9 protein-coding genes are annotated in these 17,053 nt (G+C 67.2%); 8 read left to right on the top strand and 1 reads right to left on the bottom strand.

The features are described 5' to 3' along the window. Positions 1-246 precede the first annotated feature (246 nt). The 8 genes from AC1DVR_RS05540 (at position 247) to AC1DVR_RS05505 (ending at position 14,938) form a co-directional block, all read left to right on the top strand. The gene (locus AC1DVR_RS05540; protein WP_477999540.1) at positions 247-798 is read left to right on the top strand and encodes a phosphatase domain-containing putative toxin; all 552 of its coding nucleotides are present in this window, start codon (positions 247-249) and stop codon (positions 796-798) included. Beyond that, positions 795-1,556, top strand: coding sequence for a DUF1684 domain-containing protein (locus AC1DVR_RS05535; protein WP_477999539.1), 762 nt, complete (start codon positions 795-797; stop codon positions 1,554-1,556). Before AC1DVR_RS05540 ends, AC1DVR_RS05535 begins: the two co-directional genes overlap by 4 nt. Positions 1,557-1,780: 224 nt before the next feature. Then, a complete protein-coding gene (locus AC1DVR_RS05530) occupies positions 1,781-3,568 on the top strand; it encodes a ShlB/FhaC/HecB family hemolysin secretion/activation protein (RefSeq protein WP_477999538.1) in 1,788 nt (595 codons plus the stop codon). 28 nt (positions 3,569-3,596) lie between these two features. Next, positions 3,597-4,178: an invasion associated locus B family protein gene (locus AC1DVR_RS05525; RefSeq protein WP_477999537.1), complete on the top strand. Its 582-nt coding sequence runs from the start codon at positions 3,597-3,599 to the stop codon at positions 4,176-4,178. Positions 4,179-4,262: 84 nt separating this feature from the next. Then, positions 4,263-10,712, top strand: a complete 6,450-nt coding sequence (locus AC1DVR_RS05520) for a YDG domain-containing protein (protein WP_477999536.1) — start codon at positions 4,263-4,265, stop codon at positions 10,710-10,712. A gap of 114 nt (positions 10,713-10,826) precedes the next feature. After that, positions 10,827-12,986, top strand: a complete 2,160-nt coding sequence (locus AC1DVR_RS05515) for a peptidase domain-containing ABC transporter (RefSeq protein WP_477999535.1) — start codon at positions 10,827-10,829, stop codon at positions 12,984-12,986. Continuing rightward, complete coding sequence (locus tag AC1DVR_RS05510) at positions 12,983-14,281, top strand: HlyD family type I secretion periplasmic adaptor subunit (RefSeq protein WP_477999534.1); 1,299 nt, start codon at positions 12,983-12,985, stop codon at positions 14,279-14,281. Before AC1DVR_RS05515 ends, AC1DVR_RS05510 begins: the two co-directional genes overlap by 4 nt. A gap of 45 nt (positions 14,282-14,326) precedes the next feature. Then, positions 14,327-14,938, top strand: a complete 612-nt coding sequence (locus tag AC1DVR_RS05505) for a class I SAM-dependent methyltransferase (RefSeq protein ID WP_477999533.1) — start codon at positions 14,327-14,329, stop codon at positions 14,936-14,938. Between the two features lie 137 nt (positions 14,939-15,075). Here the strand turns inward: AC1DVR_RS05505 and AC1DVR_RS05500 are convergent, their stop codons facing one another. Continuing rightward, the gene (locus AC1DVR_RS05500) at positions 15,076-16,935 is read right to left on the bottom strand and encodes an O-linked N-acetylglucosamine transferase, SPINDLY family protein (protein ID WP_477999532.1); all 1,860 of its coding nucleotides are present in this window, start codon (positions 16,933-16,935) and stop codon (positions 15,076-15,078) included. Positions 16,936-17,053 lie beyond the last annotated feature (118 nt).

Raw genomic sequence — 17,053 nt, 5'->3', positions numbered from 1 at the left:
GGCAGGGTGGGCTTGCCCCAGATCCGGCAGACCGCAGCCCTGCGGCCATCTGCGCTGCGCCTGACGAAAGCCGCCTGCGCGGTGGGCATCGGCCTCTGAAACCGGGGGCGGGCGGGGCGGAAATTTGCTCCTGTCTTGCTTTTGCGGCGATTTGGCCGCATCCTGAGGGCCGAAAAAGGAGCCTTGATGCCCGCTGCCCGTGTGTTTCTTCCTGCGTCGTTCAACCGCCGATCGATTTTGGCGGCCATGCCGACGTCCTTGTTGCCGATTCCGGGCCTGGCCTTCGAAGCGCGGCCGCTGGCCTGGGCGCCGCGCGTCCAGCCGGATCTGGCCGGGGTGCCGAACCTCTACCGCGTCACGCCGGATTTCTACCGCGCCTCGCAGCCCAACGCCCAGGGCTTCGCCGGGCTGGAGGCCCTTGGCATCCGCAGCGTCCTGTCGCTGCGCCAGACCCTGGACGACAGGGCCTTGGCCGCAGGCACCGGGCTGACGCTGCGGCGGGTGCCGATGAAGACCCGCCATGTCGGCGAACAGAACGGTGCCAAGGTGGTTCTGGCGATGCGTGCGCTGCGCGCCGGGCTGCAAGAGGGGCCGGTTCTGGTGCATTGCCGTCATGGCGCCGACCGCACCGGGCTGATCGTGGCGCTCTGGCGCATCCTTTACGAGGGCTGGTCGCGTCAGGCCGCGATCGATGAGCTGATCGAGGGCGGCTACGGCTTTCACCCGATCTGGGGCAATATCCCGCGCTACCTGCGCCGGGTGAACCTCGCCGATCTGCGCGAGCGGATCGAGTCATGACAGCCTTTGACGCCCACGACCACGCCGCCTGGAAGAGCGAGCGGCTGCAAGGCCTCATGGCGATGGACGGCTGGCTGAACCTGACCGACCGGGTCGAGATCGGCCCCGGCCGGCAGCGTATCGGTACGGCGCCCGACAATGATCTGGTCCTCTCGGTCGGGCCGGCCCATCTGGGCACCCTGACCGCCACCGCCGACACCGCGCAGTTGACCACCGACCGAGGCCCACAGGCCTTCACCGCGATGGGCGGCAACCCGATGCTGGAGATCGGGCACCTGCTGCTGGAACTCCACACCGTCGCGGGCCAGCCGGCGCTGCGCGTGCGTGACCTGACCATTCCGCGCAGCGTGCTGCTGACCAGCTATCCCTTCGACCCCGCCTGGGTGATCTCGGCCACCTGGGAGACGCTGAGCGCGCCGCAGGCGCAATCGGTCGACCAGAAGGGCGCCGGGCCGACCGAGGTCATCCTGACTCACCGCGCGCACTTCACCCATGAGGGCCACGCGGTCACCCTGCTGGCCACGCATTGGAAGGCGGGCAAGCCGATGTTCGTGATCCGCGATGCGACCTCGGGGCCCGAGACCTATGGCGCCAGTCGTTTTCTGATCGGCGCGCCCAAGGGCGACCGGATCACGCTGGATTTCAACCGCGCCTTCAACCCGCCCTGCGCCTTCACCGACTTCGCGATCTGCCCGCTGCCGCCTCCGGAGAACCGGTTGCCCTTTGCGGTCAGGGCGGGCGAGCGCAAGCCGACCTGAACCGCCCGCCGGATACCGAAATGCTTTGTCGCCCGCGATTCGCGGACAGGCTGCACATGGGGTTGGCCAAGGGCGGGCGCGGGGAGACGCTCGCCAAAGCGTTACGCCACCGTGAGTAAAGCGTGATTGCCCTGTGCTTTGGTGAATTCCTTCAAATCATCCTCTTTGGATTTTGAATTTTTGCGTTAAGAATTACGCGACGCTTGCGCATTCAGGAAAACCTCATGGCCGCCAGGACTAATGTCACGATCGCTCGCAAGGATTTGATGGGGCCGGCGCTGGTCGGCGCGGTCGTCGTGCTGGCGAGCGCGGGTCTGGTGCGGGCCCAGGGGCTGGAGACCCATCCCGCCCCCGTGCTGCACGGGGCGCAGACCACGACGCTGAGCGCCTCGGCGCTGGAAAACCGCCTGACCGACCCGACGCCCTTTGGCGTGGATCTCGCCGGGCTGATGATCGTCGATGCCCATGCCAATGGGCCCAAGGCGCGGGCCAAGACCGGGGCAGGGGTCAACACCGCGCTGGCCGGGCCGACAGCGCAGGGACCGGGGCTGCGCTCCATCCTGCAAAGGCATCTGGGCGAGCCCCTGTCCTACAAGGTCATCGGCGCGATCGAGACCGAGATCACCAAATACTACCGCGACAACGGCCGTTCGCTGGTGCAGGTGACCGTGCCGCCGCAAGAGGTGACCTCGGGGGTGCTGCAGGTCAACGTCAACACCTTCGTCCTGCAGGAAACCGCGGTGGACGGTGCCAAGGGCGGCGCACAGGGCTATGTCGCCAGCCAGATCCGGGTTCGCCCGGGGCAAGAGGTCAATACCGCGACCCTGCTGGAGGATGTGAACTGGCTGAACCTCAACCCGTTCCGCCATGTCTCGGTGGTGTTCGAGCCCGGCTCCCTGCCCGACAGCACCAAGCTGACCCTGCAGGTGCAAAGCGGGCGGCCGTGGTCGGGCTATCTCGGCGCCTCGAACTCGGGGACCGAGGATACCGGCAAAGGGCGGATCTTCACCGGCTTCAACATGTCGGCGCTGCCGTGGCAGGACCATCAGCTGTCCTATCAGCTAAACCTCGCGCCCGACACGCTGGGCCGGGCCGATCTGTGGAACACCGGGCGCGACAAGGGCTATCTCTCGCATGCGCTGAGCTATTTCGTGCCGGTGACCTTCTCCAACGGCTTGCGGATGAAGGCGACCTTCGGGCTTAGCCACATCTCCAGCTATTCGGTGCCCGTGGGTCCGATCACGTCATCGACCACGACCAACGGCTTTACCGCCGAGCTGGCCTTCCCGCTGCCGCGCAAGCCCGGCACCTGGACCTTTGTGCCCGAACTTTTCGTGGGCTTTGCCGCCAATACCTATGACCGCACCCAGTACCTTGGCGGGGTGATCGACATTGGCCATGAAAGCACCGACCTGCAGCACCTGCAACTTGGCCTGCGCTCGGCGCTGAACGGGCAGATCTTCGGCAAGTCGACACATGGCAATGTCGAGGCTTCGCTGACCGGCGGGCGCTCGCAGACCGACGGCGCTGCGGACAAGAGCTTTGCCTATTTCAAAGCCTCGATGGCGCAGGAGGTGGCGATCGACAAGGACCGCGCGCTGGCGCTGCGCTTCGGCCTGCAATATTCGCCCGACGAGCTGCACGCGTTGGAACAGCTTTCGCTGGGCGGCGATGCGACGGTGCGGGGCTACCCGTCCAACGCGGTGCCGACGCAATCGGGCGCCTGGTTCAGCATTGAATACCGCGCCGCCCCTTACAGCGTGCCGATCGGCAAGGCGTTGGGTCAGTTCCGCCCGCATGTCTTTGCCGATTTCGGCCTGGCCGACAAGGTAACGGTGGGTGGCTTCCAGACCTCGCCGGTCGAGCATCTGGCGGCAGTGGGGATCGGTGGCGAGTTTTCGGTGGGTGAGAATTTCGTGGCCAAGATGGATATCGCCAGGGCCCTGTCGACGGCGGGCACGACGGAATCGGGCGACACCTCGGTCGCGGTGCAACTGACGGCGCGGTTCTGAGATGAAGATGGAATTTGGGAATGTCGCAATGAAGTTCGGGTTCGGTTCGGGTCTGATGGCGCTGGCGATGCTGGCAGGGGCGGTCCGGGCCGAGACCGCGCCACCGACCGCGACCACGGCGACCTATGGCGCCTGGACGGTGGCCTGCAATGTGGTGGCGCAGGCCGACGGCTCGCCCGCCAAGCCCCTGTGCCAGATGACGACGCGGCTGAACCTGAAGGGGCAGGATGGCCAGATGCACCCGCTTCTGGCCTTCACCATCGGCACGCCGCCGGGCGCCAAGGCGGCGCGGCTGGCGCTGCAGGTGCCGACCGATGTCGCCCTGCGCGCCGGGGTGACGATCAGCCTGGATCAGCCCGCCGCCGCCGGGGCCGATGCCAACGCGCCCCGCCCGCAGGAGGATCTGGTGCAGCTGACCTACCTGACCTGCGCGCCGCAGGGCTGCATCGCCGACGCCGATGGCAGCGCCGATCTTTGGGCGCGGCTTAAGGCGGTGCCCTCGGCCAATGTCAGCTTCACCGCGCTGGCCGGCCAGAAGAAGATCGTGGTGCCGGTTTCGCTCGACGGGTTCCCCGCGGCGATGGCGGCGCTGGAGGCCAATGCGAAATAAGACGACGCCCGGCAATTCATTCATCTTTGCCGGGGCTTGGACTGCGAATTTGACACCTGACTTTAAACCCGTCGAGGGCTCGTGATGTCGCACAGAAACCTGCTTGCCGCCTACCTTCTGGGGGCCACCTTCCTGCCAAGCGCGCTTTACGCGCAGGATCTGCCGTCCAACCCGACGGTGGTGGCAGGCGATGTGACGGTGACGACGCCTTCGCCGACCCAGCTTTTGATGCAGCAGGGCAGCCAGTACGGCATCGTCGACTGGGGCAGCTTCTCGATCGGGCAGGGCTTTGGGGTTCAGGTCAACAATGGCAGCGGGACGACGCTGAACCGGGTGACGGGGGGCGATCTGTCCTCGATCATGGGCAGCCTCACGGCGACCGGCTCGGTCTATCTGATCAACCCCAATGGCATCGTGGTGGGCAAGACCGGGGTGATCAACACCGGCGGGCGCTTTGTGGCGACGACGCTGGACATGTCGGACAGCGACCTTCTGAACGGCGGCGATGCGACCTTTGCGGGCGAGTCGGCGGCCTATGTGGTGAACCTCGGCCAAGTCTCCTCGATGGGCGGCGACGTGGCGCTGCTGGCGCGGCATGTGGTCAACGAAGGCACGATCACCGCCCCCAACGGCACGGTCGGTCTGGTGGCGGGGCGCGAGATCCTGATGCGCGACGCCGCTGTGGATGACGGGCTTTTCGCGGTCAAGATCGGTGGCGATGACACCTCGGTCAGCGACAGCGGGGCGATCCGCGCCGCTGCGGCCGAATTGCGCGCCAATGGCGGCAATGTCTATGCGCTGGCCGGCAACACCAAGGGCACGATCGAGGCGACCGGGGTCGCCAAGGTCAAGGGCAAGATCTTCCTGACCGCCGGCGACACCGGCAAGCTGAAGGTCGACAAGCCGGTCAAGGCGAAGAACCTCGACGGTTCGGGCGGCACCATCACCGCCCATGGCAAGGTGGTCGATCTTTCGGGGCTGATCGACGCCTCGGGCACCCAGGGTGGCACGGTTCTGGTCACCGCCACCGGCACGACCACCTTTGACGGCCAGATCTTCGCCAAGGGCGGCGAGGGCGGCTTTGTCGAGGTGTCGGGCGAGGATCTGAGCTTTACCGGTGCGGTCGACACCGAGGGCGGCACCCTGCTGATTGACCCGCGCAATCTGGAGGTGACCGACAACAATTCCGTCATTCTCAGCGGTGCTTCAGCGATCACCACATCCAGCCTGATCAGCGCGCTTTCGACGCAGAACGTGATCGTCCAGACCAATGGCGCTGCGGCAGAGGCGGGCACCATCCTGGTTTCCAGCGAGTTGAACTACTCCTCGGATTTCGATCTGACCTTTCTCGCGCGCGGCGACGTGATCTTCTTCGCCTCGGTGCAGAATGCGCAGGGCGATGGCGTGATCGGCGGCGATGTCAACGTGGTGGCCGGCTGGAACGGGCTGACCTCGACCACGACCTTCAACCCGACGCCTTTCCTGAACGCCGATCTGGCGACCACCACGCTGTTCGGCCAGGCCAACGGCACCGCCTATACGGTCACCGGCGCGACCGGCAGCGCCACGGTGAATGCCTCGGGTTCTTTCCTGATCACGCCGCAGGCGCGCGGTTTCAACCATGTGGCGGTGGGGTCGATGACCGGGGCGACCCGGCTTTTCGCCAGCGGCGGCGCGATCGGCGGCGGCTCGGGCTATTCGCAGCTTGGCTTCAACGTCACCAACATGATCCCGGGCGAGACGGCCAGCGGCGACATCGTCCTGCGCTCGACCGGTGTGGTGAACCTGCTCGCCGGCAGTTCGAACGATGACGGCGCGCAGATCGGCCATATCGGGATGAATTTCGGCGATGTCGGCAGTGGGTCCACCGTCAGCGCCAGCGGCGCCATCACGGTCGAAGCGCAGGACGGCATCGAGCTTTCCGGCAGTTCGGCGTCCGGGGCGTTCAACCAATACGCGATGATCGGACATGGGTCGCTGGACCGCTTCGGCGTCACGCAAAGCCTCGGCGACCGCTCCGGCGCGATCACGGTGATCTCGCATGGCGATCTGAGCCTGCAACCGGGCGCGCTCGGCAGCAATGTCGAGGCCTGGATTGGCCATGCCACGGCGAGCGGCACGATCTCTGGCGCGGATGTGGCGATCACCGCCTTCAACTTCGACCAGGATGTCTCGGTCTTCCCGGGGCCAGGCTCTGCCGGTACGCTGGATGTGGCGATGCTGGCGGCCGACACCGAAGGCGGCAATGTGACGGTGACCCAGACCGACACGTCGGCAGGCGCCTCTCTTCTGCTGACCGGCACGACCGCGACCAGCAGCTGCGAATGCGGCAGCGTCACCACGGCGGGCACGCTCACCGTCCAGACCGGCGGCAACCTGCAGCTGGATTCGGGCTTTGCCTATTCCAACCTCGGCGGCGGCGACCTGATCCTCGCCTCGGGCGGCAATCTGCAGAACGACGCCGGAGCGGCGGCGATCGGCACGATGAAGGGGCGCTGGCTGCTGTTCTCCAACCGTCCGGATGCCGATACCGGCACGTTGGGCGTGCTGTCGCCGAATTTCATCCAGTATGGCACGAGCTTTGACCCCTTGGCCCTGCCGGGCAGCGGCAATGGCCTGATCTACCGGGTGACCCCGGTTGTGACGGTCGGCTCGGTCACCCAGACCTATGGCGACGCCTTTGTCGCCCCTGCCATCACGGTTCAGGTCGATGGCGCCGATGTTTCGGCTGCGGCCTTCGGCTTCTCGGTCGATCCGGCCACGATGGATGGCAGCGTCGTCACCTTCAGCAATGGTCTTGCCAATGCCGGCACCTATGTCGGCGGGCTGATCACCTCCGTCAACAGCCTGCCCGGCCCCACTGGCGCTGCCGGGCCGACCCTGACCGGCGTCACGGTGAACAAGGGCGATCTGCAGGTGGACCGCGCCACGCTGACGGTCCTTCTGGCGGATGAGACCAAGGACTATGACGGTATCGGTCTTTACACCGGAGACGTGACCTTTTCGGGCTTCCAGGGCGAGGATACCGCGGCCCTGATCACCGCCGGCCCGACCTTCGCCTTTACCGGAGGCGACGGCAGCGGGATCAACGCCGCAACCTATACCGTCTCGGCCAGCGGGACGACCGAGAGCAGCGGCAACTACACCATCTTGCAGACCGACACCGCAAGCCTCGTGATCAACCCCCTGCAGCTTGGCATCGCGCTGGGCGGCATCAGCAAGATCTACGACGGCACCGATGTCGCGACCCTGCAAGCCTCGGACTTCGTGCTGAGCGGGTTCCTCTCGGGGCAGGGCGCCACGGTGACCAAGACCACCGGGACCTATGGCACCGCCAATGCCACCGATGCGACCTCTGTCACCGTCGCGCTGGCCGCAGGGGATTATGCGGCGACCGGGACGACGCTTCTGTCGAACTACGTCCTGCCGACCCTGGCCACCGGCACCGGCGCGATCTCCCGCCGCGACCTCAGCGCCGCGGTGATCGGCACGCCCACCAAGTCCTATGACGGCTCCGACCTCGCCACGCTTCTGGCCAGCAACTATCAGCTGACCGGATTCGTCGCGGGCGAAGGCGCCACCGTCACCAAGACCACCGGCACCTATGCCTCGCCGAATGCCTCGGACACCAACCCGGTGACGGTAACCCTCGCCGCAGGAGACTTCGCCGCCACCGGCGCGACCCTGCTGTCGAACTACGTCCTGCCAACCGTGGCCACCGGCAACGGCGTGATCTCCCGCCTTGCCCTCAGCGCCGCGGTGATCGGCACGCCCACCAAGGCCTATGACGGCACCGACCTTGCGACGCTTCTGGCCAGCAACTTCCAACTGACCGGCTTCATCGAAGGCGAGGGCGCCACGGTGACCAAGACCACCGGCACTTATGCCTCACAGAACGCCTCCGACACCAGCCCCATCACCGTCGCTCTGGCCGCCGGAGACTTCGCCGCCACCGGTGCGACCCTGCTGTCAAACTATGTCCTGCCGACAGAGGCGACCGGCAACGGCGTCATCTCCCGCCTTGCCCTCAGCGCCGCCGTCATCGGCACGCCCACCAAGGCCTACGACGGCACCGACCTCGCCACCCTTCTGGCCAGCAACTACCAACTGACCGGCTTCATCGAAGGCGAGGGCGCGACAGTCACCAAGACCACGGGCACCTATGCCTCGCCCAATGCCTCTGACACCAATCCCGTCACCGTGACCCTCGTCGCCGGAGACTTCGCCGCCACCGGTGCGACGCTCCTGTCGAACTACGTCCTGCCGACCGAGGCGACCGGCAACGGTGCGATCACCCGTCTGGCCCTCAGCGCCGCCGTGATCGGCACCCCCACCAAGGCCTATGACGGCACCGACCTGGCCACCCTTCTGGCCAGCAACTACCAGCTAACCGGTTTCATCACCGGGGAAGGCGCCACCGTCACCAAGACCACGGGCACCTATGCCTCGGCGAACGCCTCTGACACCAACCCCGTCACCGTTACGCTCGCCGCAGGGGACTTCGCGGCCACTGGTGCTACGCTGCTGTCGAACTATGTCCTGCCGACCGAGGCGACTGGTAACGGTGCGATCACCCGTCTGGCCCTCAGCGCCGCCGTCATCGGCACCCCCACTAAGGCCTATGACGGCACCGACCTTGCCACCCTTCTGGCCAGCAATTTCCAGCTGACCGGCTTCATCACCGGAGAGGGCGCCACTGTCACCAAGACCATGGGCACCTATGCCTCGCCCAATGCCTCGGACACCAATCCCGTCACGGTGGCCCTCGCCGCCGGAGACTTCGCCGCCACTGGCGCGACCCTTCTGTCGAACTACGTTCTCCCGACCGAAGCGACCGGCAACGGCGCGATCACCCGCTTGGCCCTCGGCGCCGCCGTCATTGGCACGCCGACCAAAGCTTACGACGGCACCGACCTTGCAACCCTTCTGGCCAGCAATTACCAACTGACCGGCTTCATCGACGGAGAGGGTGCGACGGTCACCAAGACCACGGGCACCTATGCCTCGCCCAACGCTTCTGACACCAACCCCGTCACCGTCGTTCTGGCCGCAGGGGACTTCGCCGCCACTGGCGCGACGCTGCTGTCGAACTACGTCCTGCCGATCGAGGCGACTGGTAACGGTGCGATCACCCGTCTGGCCCTCGGCGCCGCCATCATCGGCACGCCGACCAAGGCTTACGACGGCACCGACCTTGCCACCCTTCTGGCCAGCAACTACCAACTGACAGGCTTCATCGACGGAGAGGGCGCCACCGTCACGAAAACCACCGGCACCTATGCCTCGCCCAATGCCTCGGACACCAACCCTATTACCGTCGCTCTGGCCGCAGGGGACTTCGCCGCCACTGGCGCGACGCTTCTGTCGAACTACGTTCTCCCGACCGAGGCGACCGGCAATGGTGCTATCACCCGTCTGGCCCTCGGCGCCGCCATCGTCGGCACGCCGACCAAGGCTTACGACGGCACCGACCTCGCCACGCTTCTGGCCAGCAACTACCAGCTGACCGGCTTCATCGACGGAGAGGGCGCCACCGTCACCAAGACCACCGGCACCTATGCTTCACAGAACGCCTCTGACGCGAACCCCGTCACCGTAACCCTCGCCGCAGGGGACTTCGCGGTCACTGGTGCGACGACGCTGTCGAACTACGTCCTGCCGACCACCGCCACAGGCGCTGGCGCTATCACCCGTCTGGCGCTGAGTGCGGCGATCGTCGGGAACCCGACCAAGCCCTTCGACGGCACCACCAACGCCGTTCTGACCAGCGCCAATTTCCTGCTGAACGGCTTCATCGCGGGCGAGGGCGCGCAGGTCCTGCAGACCACGGGCAGCTACGACGCGGCTGACACGGGGACAAGGCAGGTCACGGCCACGCTGGCACCGGCGGATTTCGAGGCCACCGGGGCGACCAATCTGTCGAATTACATCCTCCCCACCACGGCCAGCGGCCTCGGCACCATCGGCGCCAGCCCGACCCTGCCGCCGCCCACGCCAACTTTGACCCGCAGCATCGACACCTTCCCGACCACGCCGCTGGGCGAGCCGACCGGGCCCTCCGATGTGCTGCAGACCATCAACACCGAGACGACTCAGGCCATTCTTGACGAGATCAACGCCGGCGCCAGCTTCTGCCGCGAGTTCGTGCAGAAGGAGTATGCCATCGACTGTCTGTCGGACCGGCTGCAGGCCGTGGCGGACGGGCTGTCGTCAACGGGCGAGTATTCCGAGGTGCGCGCGGCGCTTGAAGATGCGGCCCGCCAGCTGCATGCCCTGGCGCTGGCCAATGCCTCTTCTGTTCTGGATCAACGGATTGCGCGCTCGGTCTCCGGCCCGGTCCGGTCCTCGTCGCGCCCGCTGACCGCGATTTCAGAAGACAGGCTGGCGGCGGCCAATGCGCAAGCCTCGGCGATCATCGTCTCGACCCAGCTGGTGCTGCTGCGCTCGGCCGCCAATTCGGAGCGGCGACGCGTGGCCTTCACCCAGGTCGGCCAGGTGCTCGGCTCGACCAAGGTCCTGCTGCGCTCCTCGTAGGATGCGTAAAATGCGTGGCAAATCGCGCCCGTTGCGCGGTTTGCCGCAGGAAATGGCGGCTTTGACCGGGGAAGTCTTCACCCGGCGTTAAGGACAATCCGCCTAGGGTCCGGCATGAGCGTTTCGGACCCCAATCTTGCCAGGGAACTGGCGCTGCACCACCATCAGATGTCGGCCCTGCGGGCGACGTTCCTGATTGCGGCGCACCACGGCGTGACCCTGCGGCCAGAGGATCTGCCCCGTCTGGTCGAGGGCGACATCGCGCCTTCGGTGCTGGCCACGCTGCGCAAGGCGGGCTTTCGCACCCGTCTGATCGAAAAGGCGAATTGGGCGAAGATCACCGGGCTTGGGGCGGCCTGCCCCGCAATGACGGGCTGCCGGAACGGCGCCTGGCTGATCGTCGTGGCCCTGATGCCCGAAGGCCAGATCGCCATTCTCGACCCGGCGGAGGAGGGCAAGGGCGTCCAGACCCTGACCCGCGCCGCCTTTCTGGAGCAGTGGGACGGCCGGATCCTCCTCGCCCGCCCCGAGACGCGCGAGGCGGAGCAACCCTTTGGTCTGACATGGTTCTTGCCGGCGCTGCGCGCGCAGCGTGGGCTTCTGGCCGGGGTGGCGCTGGCGGTGGTGACCGGCAATCTGATCGGCTTTGCGCTGCCCTTGCTGTTTCAGGTGCTGATCGACCGGGTGATCTCGCACCAGGCGTGGAACACGCTCGCGGCCATCGTCTCGATCTTCGTGCTGCTGGCGGCCTTCGATGCCGCCTTTACCTATGTGCGCCAAAGGCTGATGCTGATTGCGGGTGGCAAGATCGACGCGGTGATCGGCGCCCGCAGCTTTGCGCATCTGATGGCGCTGCCCCTGTCGGTGTTCGAGACGACGCCAGCTGGCGTCATGGCGCGCCATATGCAACAGACGGAAAAGATACGAAATTTCCTGACGGGCCGGCTGTTCCAGACCCTCTTGGATGCGATCTTCCTGCCGCTTCTGCTTGGGGTGCTGATGCTGCTCTGCGGGCCGCTGACGCTGGTGGTTCTGGGCTTTGCATTGGCGATTGCCGGGGTGATCGGGGCGCTTTTGCCGCTGTTCCGCCGCCGCCTCAACGCGCTTTATCAGGCAGAGGCGGGGCGGCAGGCCCAGTTGGTCGAAACCCTGCACAACATGCGCGCGGTCAAGTCGCTGGTCCTTGAACCCGCGCGCCGCAAGGTGTGGGAGGACAGTCTGGCCGGGACTTTGCGCCGGCAATGGGACGTGGGCGCCATCGCGGCGCTGGCGGCCGCGGCCACCGGGTTTCTGGAAAAGATGACGCAGATCTCGGTCATCGCCTATGGCGCGGCTCTGGTGCTGGAGGGGCGGCTGACGATCGGCGCGCTGGTGGCCTTCCTGATGCTGGCGGGCCGGGTGACGGGGCCGCTGGTACAGATCGTCGGCCTGATCAACGAATACCAGGAGGCGGCACTTTCGGTGCGGATGCTGGCGGGCGTCCTGAACCAGAAGCCCGAGCGCGGCACCCGGGCACGCCCCGCCCGGCATGCCATCCTCGGCCGCCTGCGCTTTGACGCGGTCAGCTTCACCTATCCCGGTGCCGCGAACCCCGCCCTGGACCGCGTCAGTTTCGAGATCACGCCGGGCCAGGTGATCGGCGTCGTCGGGCGCTCCGGTTCGGGCAAGACCACGCTGACCCGCCTGATCCAGGGGATCGAGGCTCCGCAGGCCGGGCTGATCCAATTGGACGGGGTGGATATCCGCCAGATCGACCTTGACCACTTGCGCCGGTCCCTGGGCGTGGTCTTGCAGGAAAACCTGCTGTTCCGCGGCACGATCCGCGACAATATCGCGATGGCCCGCCCCGAGGCCGGGCTGGAGGAGGTCTTGATCGCGGCCAAACTTGCCGGGGCGGAGGAGTTCATCCGCCGCCTGCCACAGGGCTTTGACACCCCGGTGGAGGAGGGGGCGGCCAACCTGTCGGGCGGGCAAAGGCAAAGGCTCGCCATTGCCCGCGCCCTGATGAGCGCGCCGAAAATCCTGGTGTTTGACGAGGCGACCTCGGCGCTCGACCCTGAAAGCGAGGCCGTGGTGAACCGCAACCTCGCCGCGATTGCCAAGGGGCGGACGGTGATCATCGTCTCGCACCGTCTGTCCTCGCTGGTGCGGGCGGATGCGATCCTCGTGCTGGATCAGGGCCAGGTCGTCGATATGGCGCCCCACGCCGACCTTCTGAAACGCTGCGAGATCTACCGACATCTCTGGCAACAGCAGACCGAGCATATGACATGAAGATCGCCTCCGACGCGCTTGATTTTCAAGCCGATCTCGACCGGCTGGTGGCCGAACCGGCGCCCCTTCTCCTGCGGCTGTGGCCGGCGCTCGGCGCGGGGCTGGTGGTCTCGCTTCTGATCCTGGGGGGGCTGGTGCGGCTGGATATCGTCGTCTCGGCCCGCGGACGGGTCGCCGCCGATGCGCCACCGGCGATCCTGGCGCCGATGAGCCGCGCGGTCCTGCGCGCGCTTCTGGTGCGGCCCGGCGACCGTGTGGTCAAGGGCCAGGTTCTGGCCCGGTTGGACCCGACGCTGCCCGATGCCGACCGTGCCGCGCTTCAGGCCCAGCGCGCGAGCCTCGCGGCGCAGCAAGCGCGCCTGCAGGCCGATCTTTCCGGCCAGCCGATGGCGGCGAACAGCGCCGAAATGGCCCTGCAGGCCGAGGTTCAGGCCCAGCGCAGTGGGCTTGCGGCCGCCCAGCGCGCCCAGTTGCAAGCCGCCCGCGACGCCGCCGCCGATGCGCTTGCGGCCGAGGATCACGCGGGCACGGGCCTGTCCGACCGGCTTTCCATCGCGCGTGAGGTCGAGGCGATGCGCGCCAAACTGGCCGCCAGCCAGAACGGCTCGCGCCTGGCCTCCCTCGAGGCGCAGCTGACGCGGATCGACGCCGAGGCCGCGATCAACCAGCATGAGGCGCGCCAGAAAGACCTCGCCGCCCGCCGCGCCAGTGCCGAGGCCGCGCTGGCGGCCTATGACAGCGACCGCCGCCGCGCCGATCTTGAGGCGCTCGCCGCCCTCCGCCCGCAGATCGCCGATCTGGACGAGGCGATTGCCAAGGCGGACCGGCTTTCTGCCCTTTCGGATCTGGTAGCACCCGGTCCGGGGGTGGTGATCTCGGTCGCGCCCGGCGGTCCGGGGTCTTCGCTGGCCGAGGGGACGCCGGTCGTGGTCATGGTGCCGGGCGATGTGGCGCTGGTGGCTGAAATTGGCATCCGGTCGGCCGACGCGGGCCTTGTGGCCGCCGGCGACCCGGTCGATCTGAAGATCGACGCTTTCCCCTGGCGCCGGCATGGCGCGCTGCAGGGCCGCCTGATCGACGTCTCCAGCGCCTCCTTCACGCCCGAGGGCGGAACCGAGGCGCAGTATCCCGCCCGGATCAGCCTGAGCGGCGCGCTGCATGACCTGCCGCCCGGCACTGCCCTTTTGCCCGGTATGACGCTGGAGGCCGATGTGAAGACCGGCACGCGCAGCCTGCTGGACTATTTCATCGACCCTCTGGCGCGCGGCATGAGCGAGGCCCTGCGCGAGCCGTGATCCGAAATTTGCAGTGAAATCAATCTCCTCCAGAAAGGACAGACCATGACCATCGCCACCCATCCCGCGCTTGAAACCGCCCAGATCGTCGAAGCCGCGACCCGGACCGTGCTGCATGTCGGCTGCGGTCCGGCCGATCCGGCCAAACTGCCGGCCGCCTTCTTTCCGGCCGGGGTCTGGCGCGAGCTGCGGCTGGACATTGACCCCGATGTCGCACCCAATATCGTGGCCTCGATCACCGATATGGGGGTGGTGCCAACCGGTTCGGTCGACGGGATCTGGTCGGCGCATAACCTGGAGCATCTGACCGCGCATGAGGTGCCGCTGGCCCTGGCCGAGTTTCACCGGGTTCTGGCCCCCGGCGGTTTTGCCCTGGTGACCATGCCCGATCTGCAGCAGGTGGCGGCGCTGGTGGCCGAGGGCAAGCTGGAGGATCCGGCCTATATCTCGGCCATGGGGCCGATTGCGGCGCTGGACATGCTGTACGGGCACCGCGCCTCGATCGCCGCGGGTAACCATTTCATGGGGCATCGGACCGGCTTTGTCGCCACCACTTTGGCGCGGCATCTGGAGGCTGCGGGGTTCCAGAACGTCCGGGTGCAGCGCGACGGGCATTTCGCGCTCTGGGCCTCGGGGGTCAAGGCGCTGGCGGTCTGACGGGCGGTCTTTGCGGGGCCGGGCAGGGTGCCCGGCCCGGTTTGCGCCCGCGGTGACGACCGGGGTGCGCTGCAAACCAGGAAGGCCGAGAAAACTATCCCGGCCTTCCTGGTTTGGCGTTGGAGCCGCAACCCGCGCTAGGGTCGCAGCCGCACTTTTTGCAGCGCGGCCTCGAACCTTCGGGTGAAACCTGCCGCATCGCCCAGCGTGCGGGCCCAGGTGTCGCCCGACAGATGCGCCTTCATCCAGTGATGCGCCGCCCGGTCGCGGCAGAGGGTGATGGCGCGCGCCTCGTATTCGGCGGGGGAATGGGTGATCCCGCCTTCCAGCCCAACCGCCGTCAGCAGGCTGGAGGCCATCCGTGCCGCAAAGGCCTTGCCCTGCAGGGTCACGATCGGCAGCCCCATCCGCAAGGCATCCGAGGCGATGGTGCCGGCATTGTAGGGGTGGGTGTCGAGGAACAGATCCGCCAGCGCCAGCCTCGCGCGGTAGCGGTCGGGGTCGGTGCGGGGGGCGAAGATCAGCCGTTCGGGCACAAGCCCCTTCGCCTGCCAGCGCGCGGTCAGGGCGGCGCGACTTTCGGGATTGTCGTCGATCAGCCAGAGGACCGAATTCTCGGTGGCTTGCAGGATGCGGCACCAGCTGTCCCACATCGCTTCGGTCAGTTTGTAGTGATGCGAGACGCAGGTGTAGACGAAGGCATCCTCCGGCAGGCCCTCGGCCGCGCGGCTGACCGGGGGCAGATGCGGGGCGCGGCTGTCATTGGCCTGATAGCAGCCCTCGATCCGCAGGGGGCGCGGGGCATAGGCGGTCTCCAGCTGTTCGGGGATCGTGACGGCATCGCAGAGGAGATAGTCCAGTTCCGGCAGCGGAACCGGGCCGATGTAACCAAGATAGGTCGCAATCACCGGCGCGGGTTTCCAGCGCAGGATGCCGAGCCTGGCGCCCTTGGTCAGGCCGTTGAGGTCGATCAGGATGTCGATCTCATCCGCTGCAATGGCGCGGGCGGCGCCTTCGTCGGGCAGGGCGTGGATCGGGATATGGTGGTCAAAGGCGGCAAGGACGCGGGCCCGGATCTCGCTGCCATCCTCGGGTGAGGCATCGTAGCCATAGACCTCGAAAGCGCTGCGGTCGTGGCGTTCCAGCAGTTCGGCGATCAGAAAGCTCATCGCGTGGCGGCAGAAATCGGTGGAAAGATAGCCGATCCGCAGCTTGTCATGCGCATAGCCCTGCGGCGGGGCGAGGTGGAGGGCGGCAGGGGGCACCTTGCGGGCGATCCAGTCAGAGGCGCTGGCGGCCTGCAGGCGGGGGTCGTCGAACATCGCCAAAGCCGCGAGCGGACCGCAGTTGAAGGCAGCCTCGGCCTCGGTCAGGCCGGGCACTTCCAGCCGGGTCACCGGCCATGCGGTGGTGCGCTGGCGGATATGGACCAGATGTTGCTGCACATCGGCCTGATGCGGCGCGATCAGCAGCGAGGCGTGCAATTCCTCGGCGGCGGCGCCGAGGCTGCCCTGCATCTCCATCACGCGGCCGAGCTGGTTGTGCAGAAGCTGGCGCAGCGGCGCGGGGGGCAGGGCCGAGCGCCAGGCCCCCAGCGCCGCCTCGGTCTGGCCCGCGGCCTCCAGCGCCGAGCCGAGATTGATCGCGGCTTCGGTCATCTCAGGTTTCAGGCGGAGGGCAGCGCGATAAGCCTCGACCGCGGCGGCCGGATTGCCCGCCTTCATCCGCGCCACGCCCAGGTTAAACCAGGCGGCACAGGCGGGCATTTCCGCGCCATGCGCGCCGAGCCAGAATTCGTACAGCGCCGTGCTGTCGGCCTCGGCCGCGGTTTCGGCGAGCTTGACCAGGCCCAGAAGGTCAAGCCCCGCCACCGCACGGCCGAGATAGGCCAGCTCGCTTAGCGGGACGGCGGACAGACCGCCGGGGCGGGCCATCGCCCGGCGCAGGCTGTCTTCGTCACCGGGCAGCGGGAAGGGCATCAGGAGCGGCATCGACATCGGGAACCTCCATCTCGGTTTTCGGCAGAGTGCCGCGAGATTGGTGAACGGGTGGTGAACAAATGCCGGACAAATCCGGCTCCTCAGGCAAATTCGCTTAAAATTCGCGGTTCTTTCT

It is taken from the genome of Rhodobacter sp. P2_H5, assembly GCF_056403335.1.
Note: the sequence above shows the minus strand (reverse complement) of the source record. Positions and strands in the feature narration are given on the sequence as shown.

Coding starts and splice junctions, on each gene's coding strand:
- AC1DVR_RS05540 (WP_477999540.1), top strand. CDS start 247: ATGCCGACGTCCTTGTTGCCGATTCCGGGCCTGGCCTTCGAAGCGCGG.
- AC1DVR_RS05535 (WP_477999539.1), top strand. CDS start 795: ATGACAGCCTTTGACGCCCACGACCACGCCGCCTGGAAGAGCGAGCGG.
- AC1DVR_RS05530 (WP_477999538.1), top strand. CDS start 1,781: ATGGCCGCCAGGACTAATGTCACGATCGCTCGCAAGGATTTGATGGGG.
- AC1DVR_RS05525 (WP_477999537.1), top strand. CDS start 3,597: ATGAAGTTCGGGTTCGGTTCGGGTCTGATGGCGCTGGCGATGCTGGCA.
- AC1DVR_RS05520 (WP_477999536.1), top strand. CDS start 4,263: ATGTCGCACAGAAACCTGCTTGCCGCCTACCTTCTGGGGGCCACCTTC.
- AC1DVR_RS05515 (WP_477999535.1), top strand. CDS start 10,827: ATGAGCGTTTCGGACCCCAATCTTGCCAGGGAACTGGCGCTGCACCAC.
- AC1DVR_RS05510 (WP_477999534.1), top strand. CDS start 12,983: ATGAAGATCGCCTCCGACGCGCTTGATTTTCAAGCCGATCTCGACCGG.
- AC1DVR_RS05505 (WP_477999533.1), top strand. CDS start 14,327: ATGACCATCGCCACCCATCCCGCGCTTGAAACCGCCCAGATCGTCGAA.
- AC1DVR_RS05500 (WP_477999532.1), bottom strand. CDS start 16,935: ATGTCGATGCCGCTCCTGATGCCCTTCCCGCTGCCCGGTGACGAAGAC.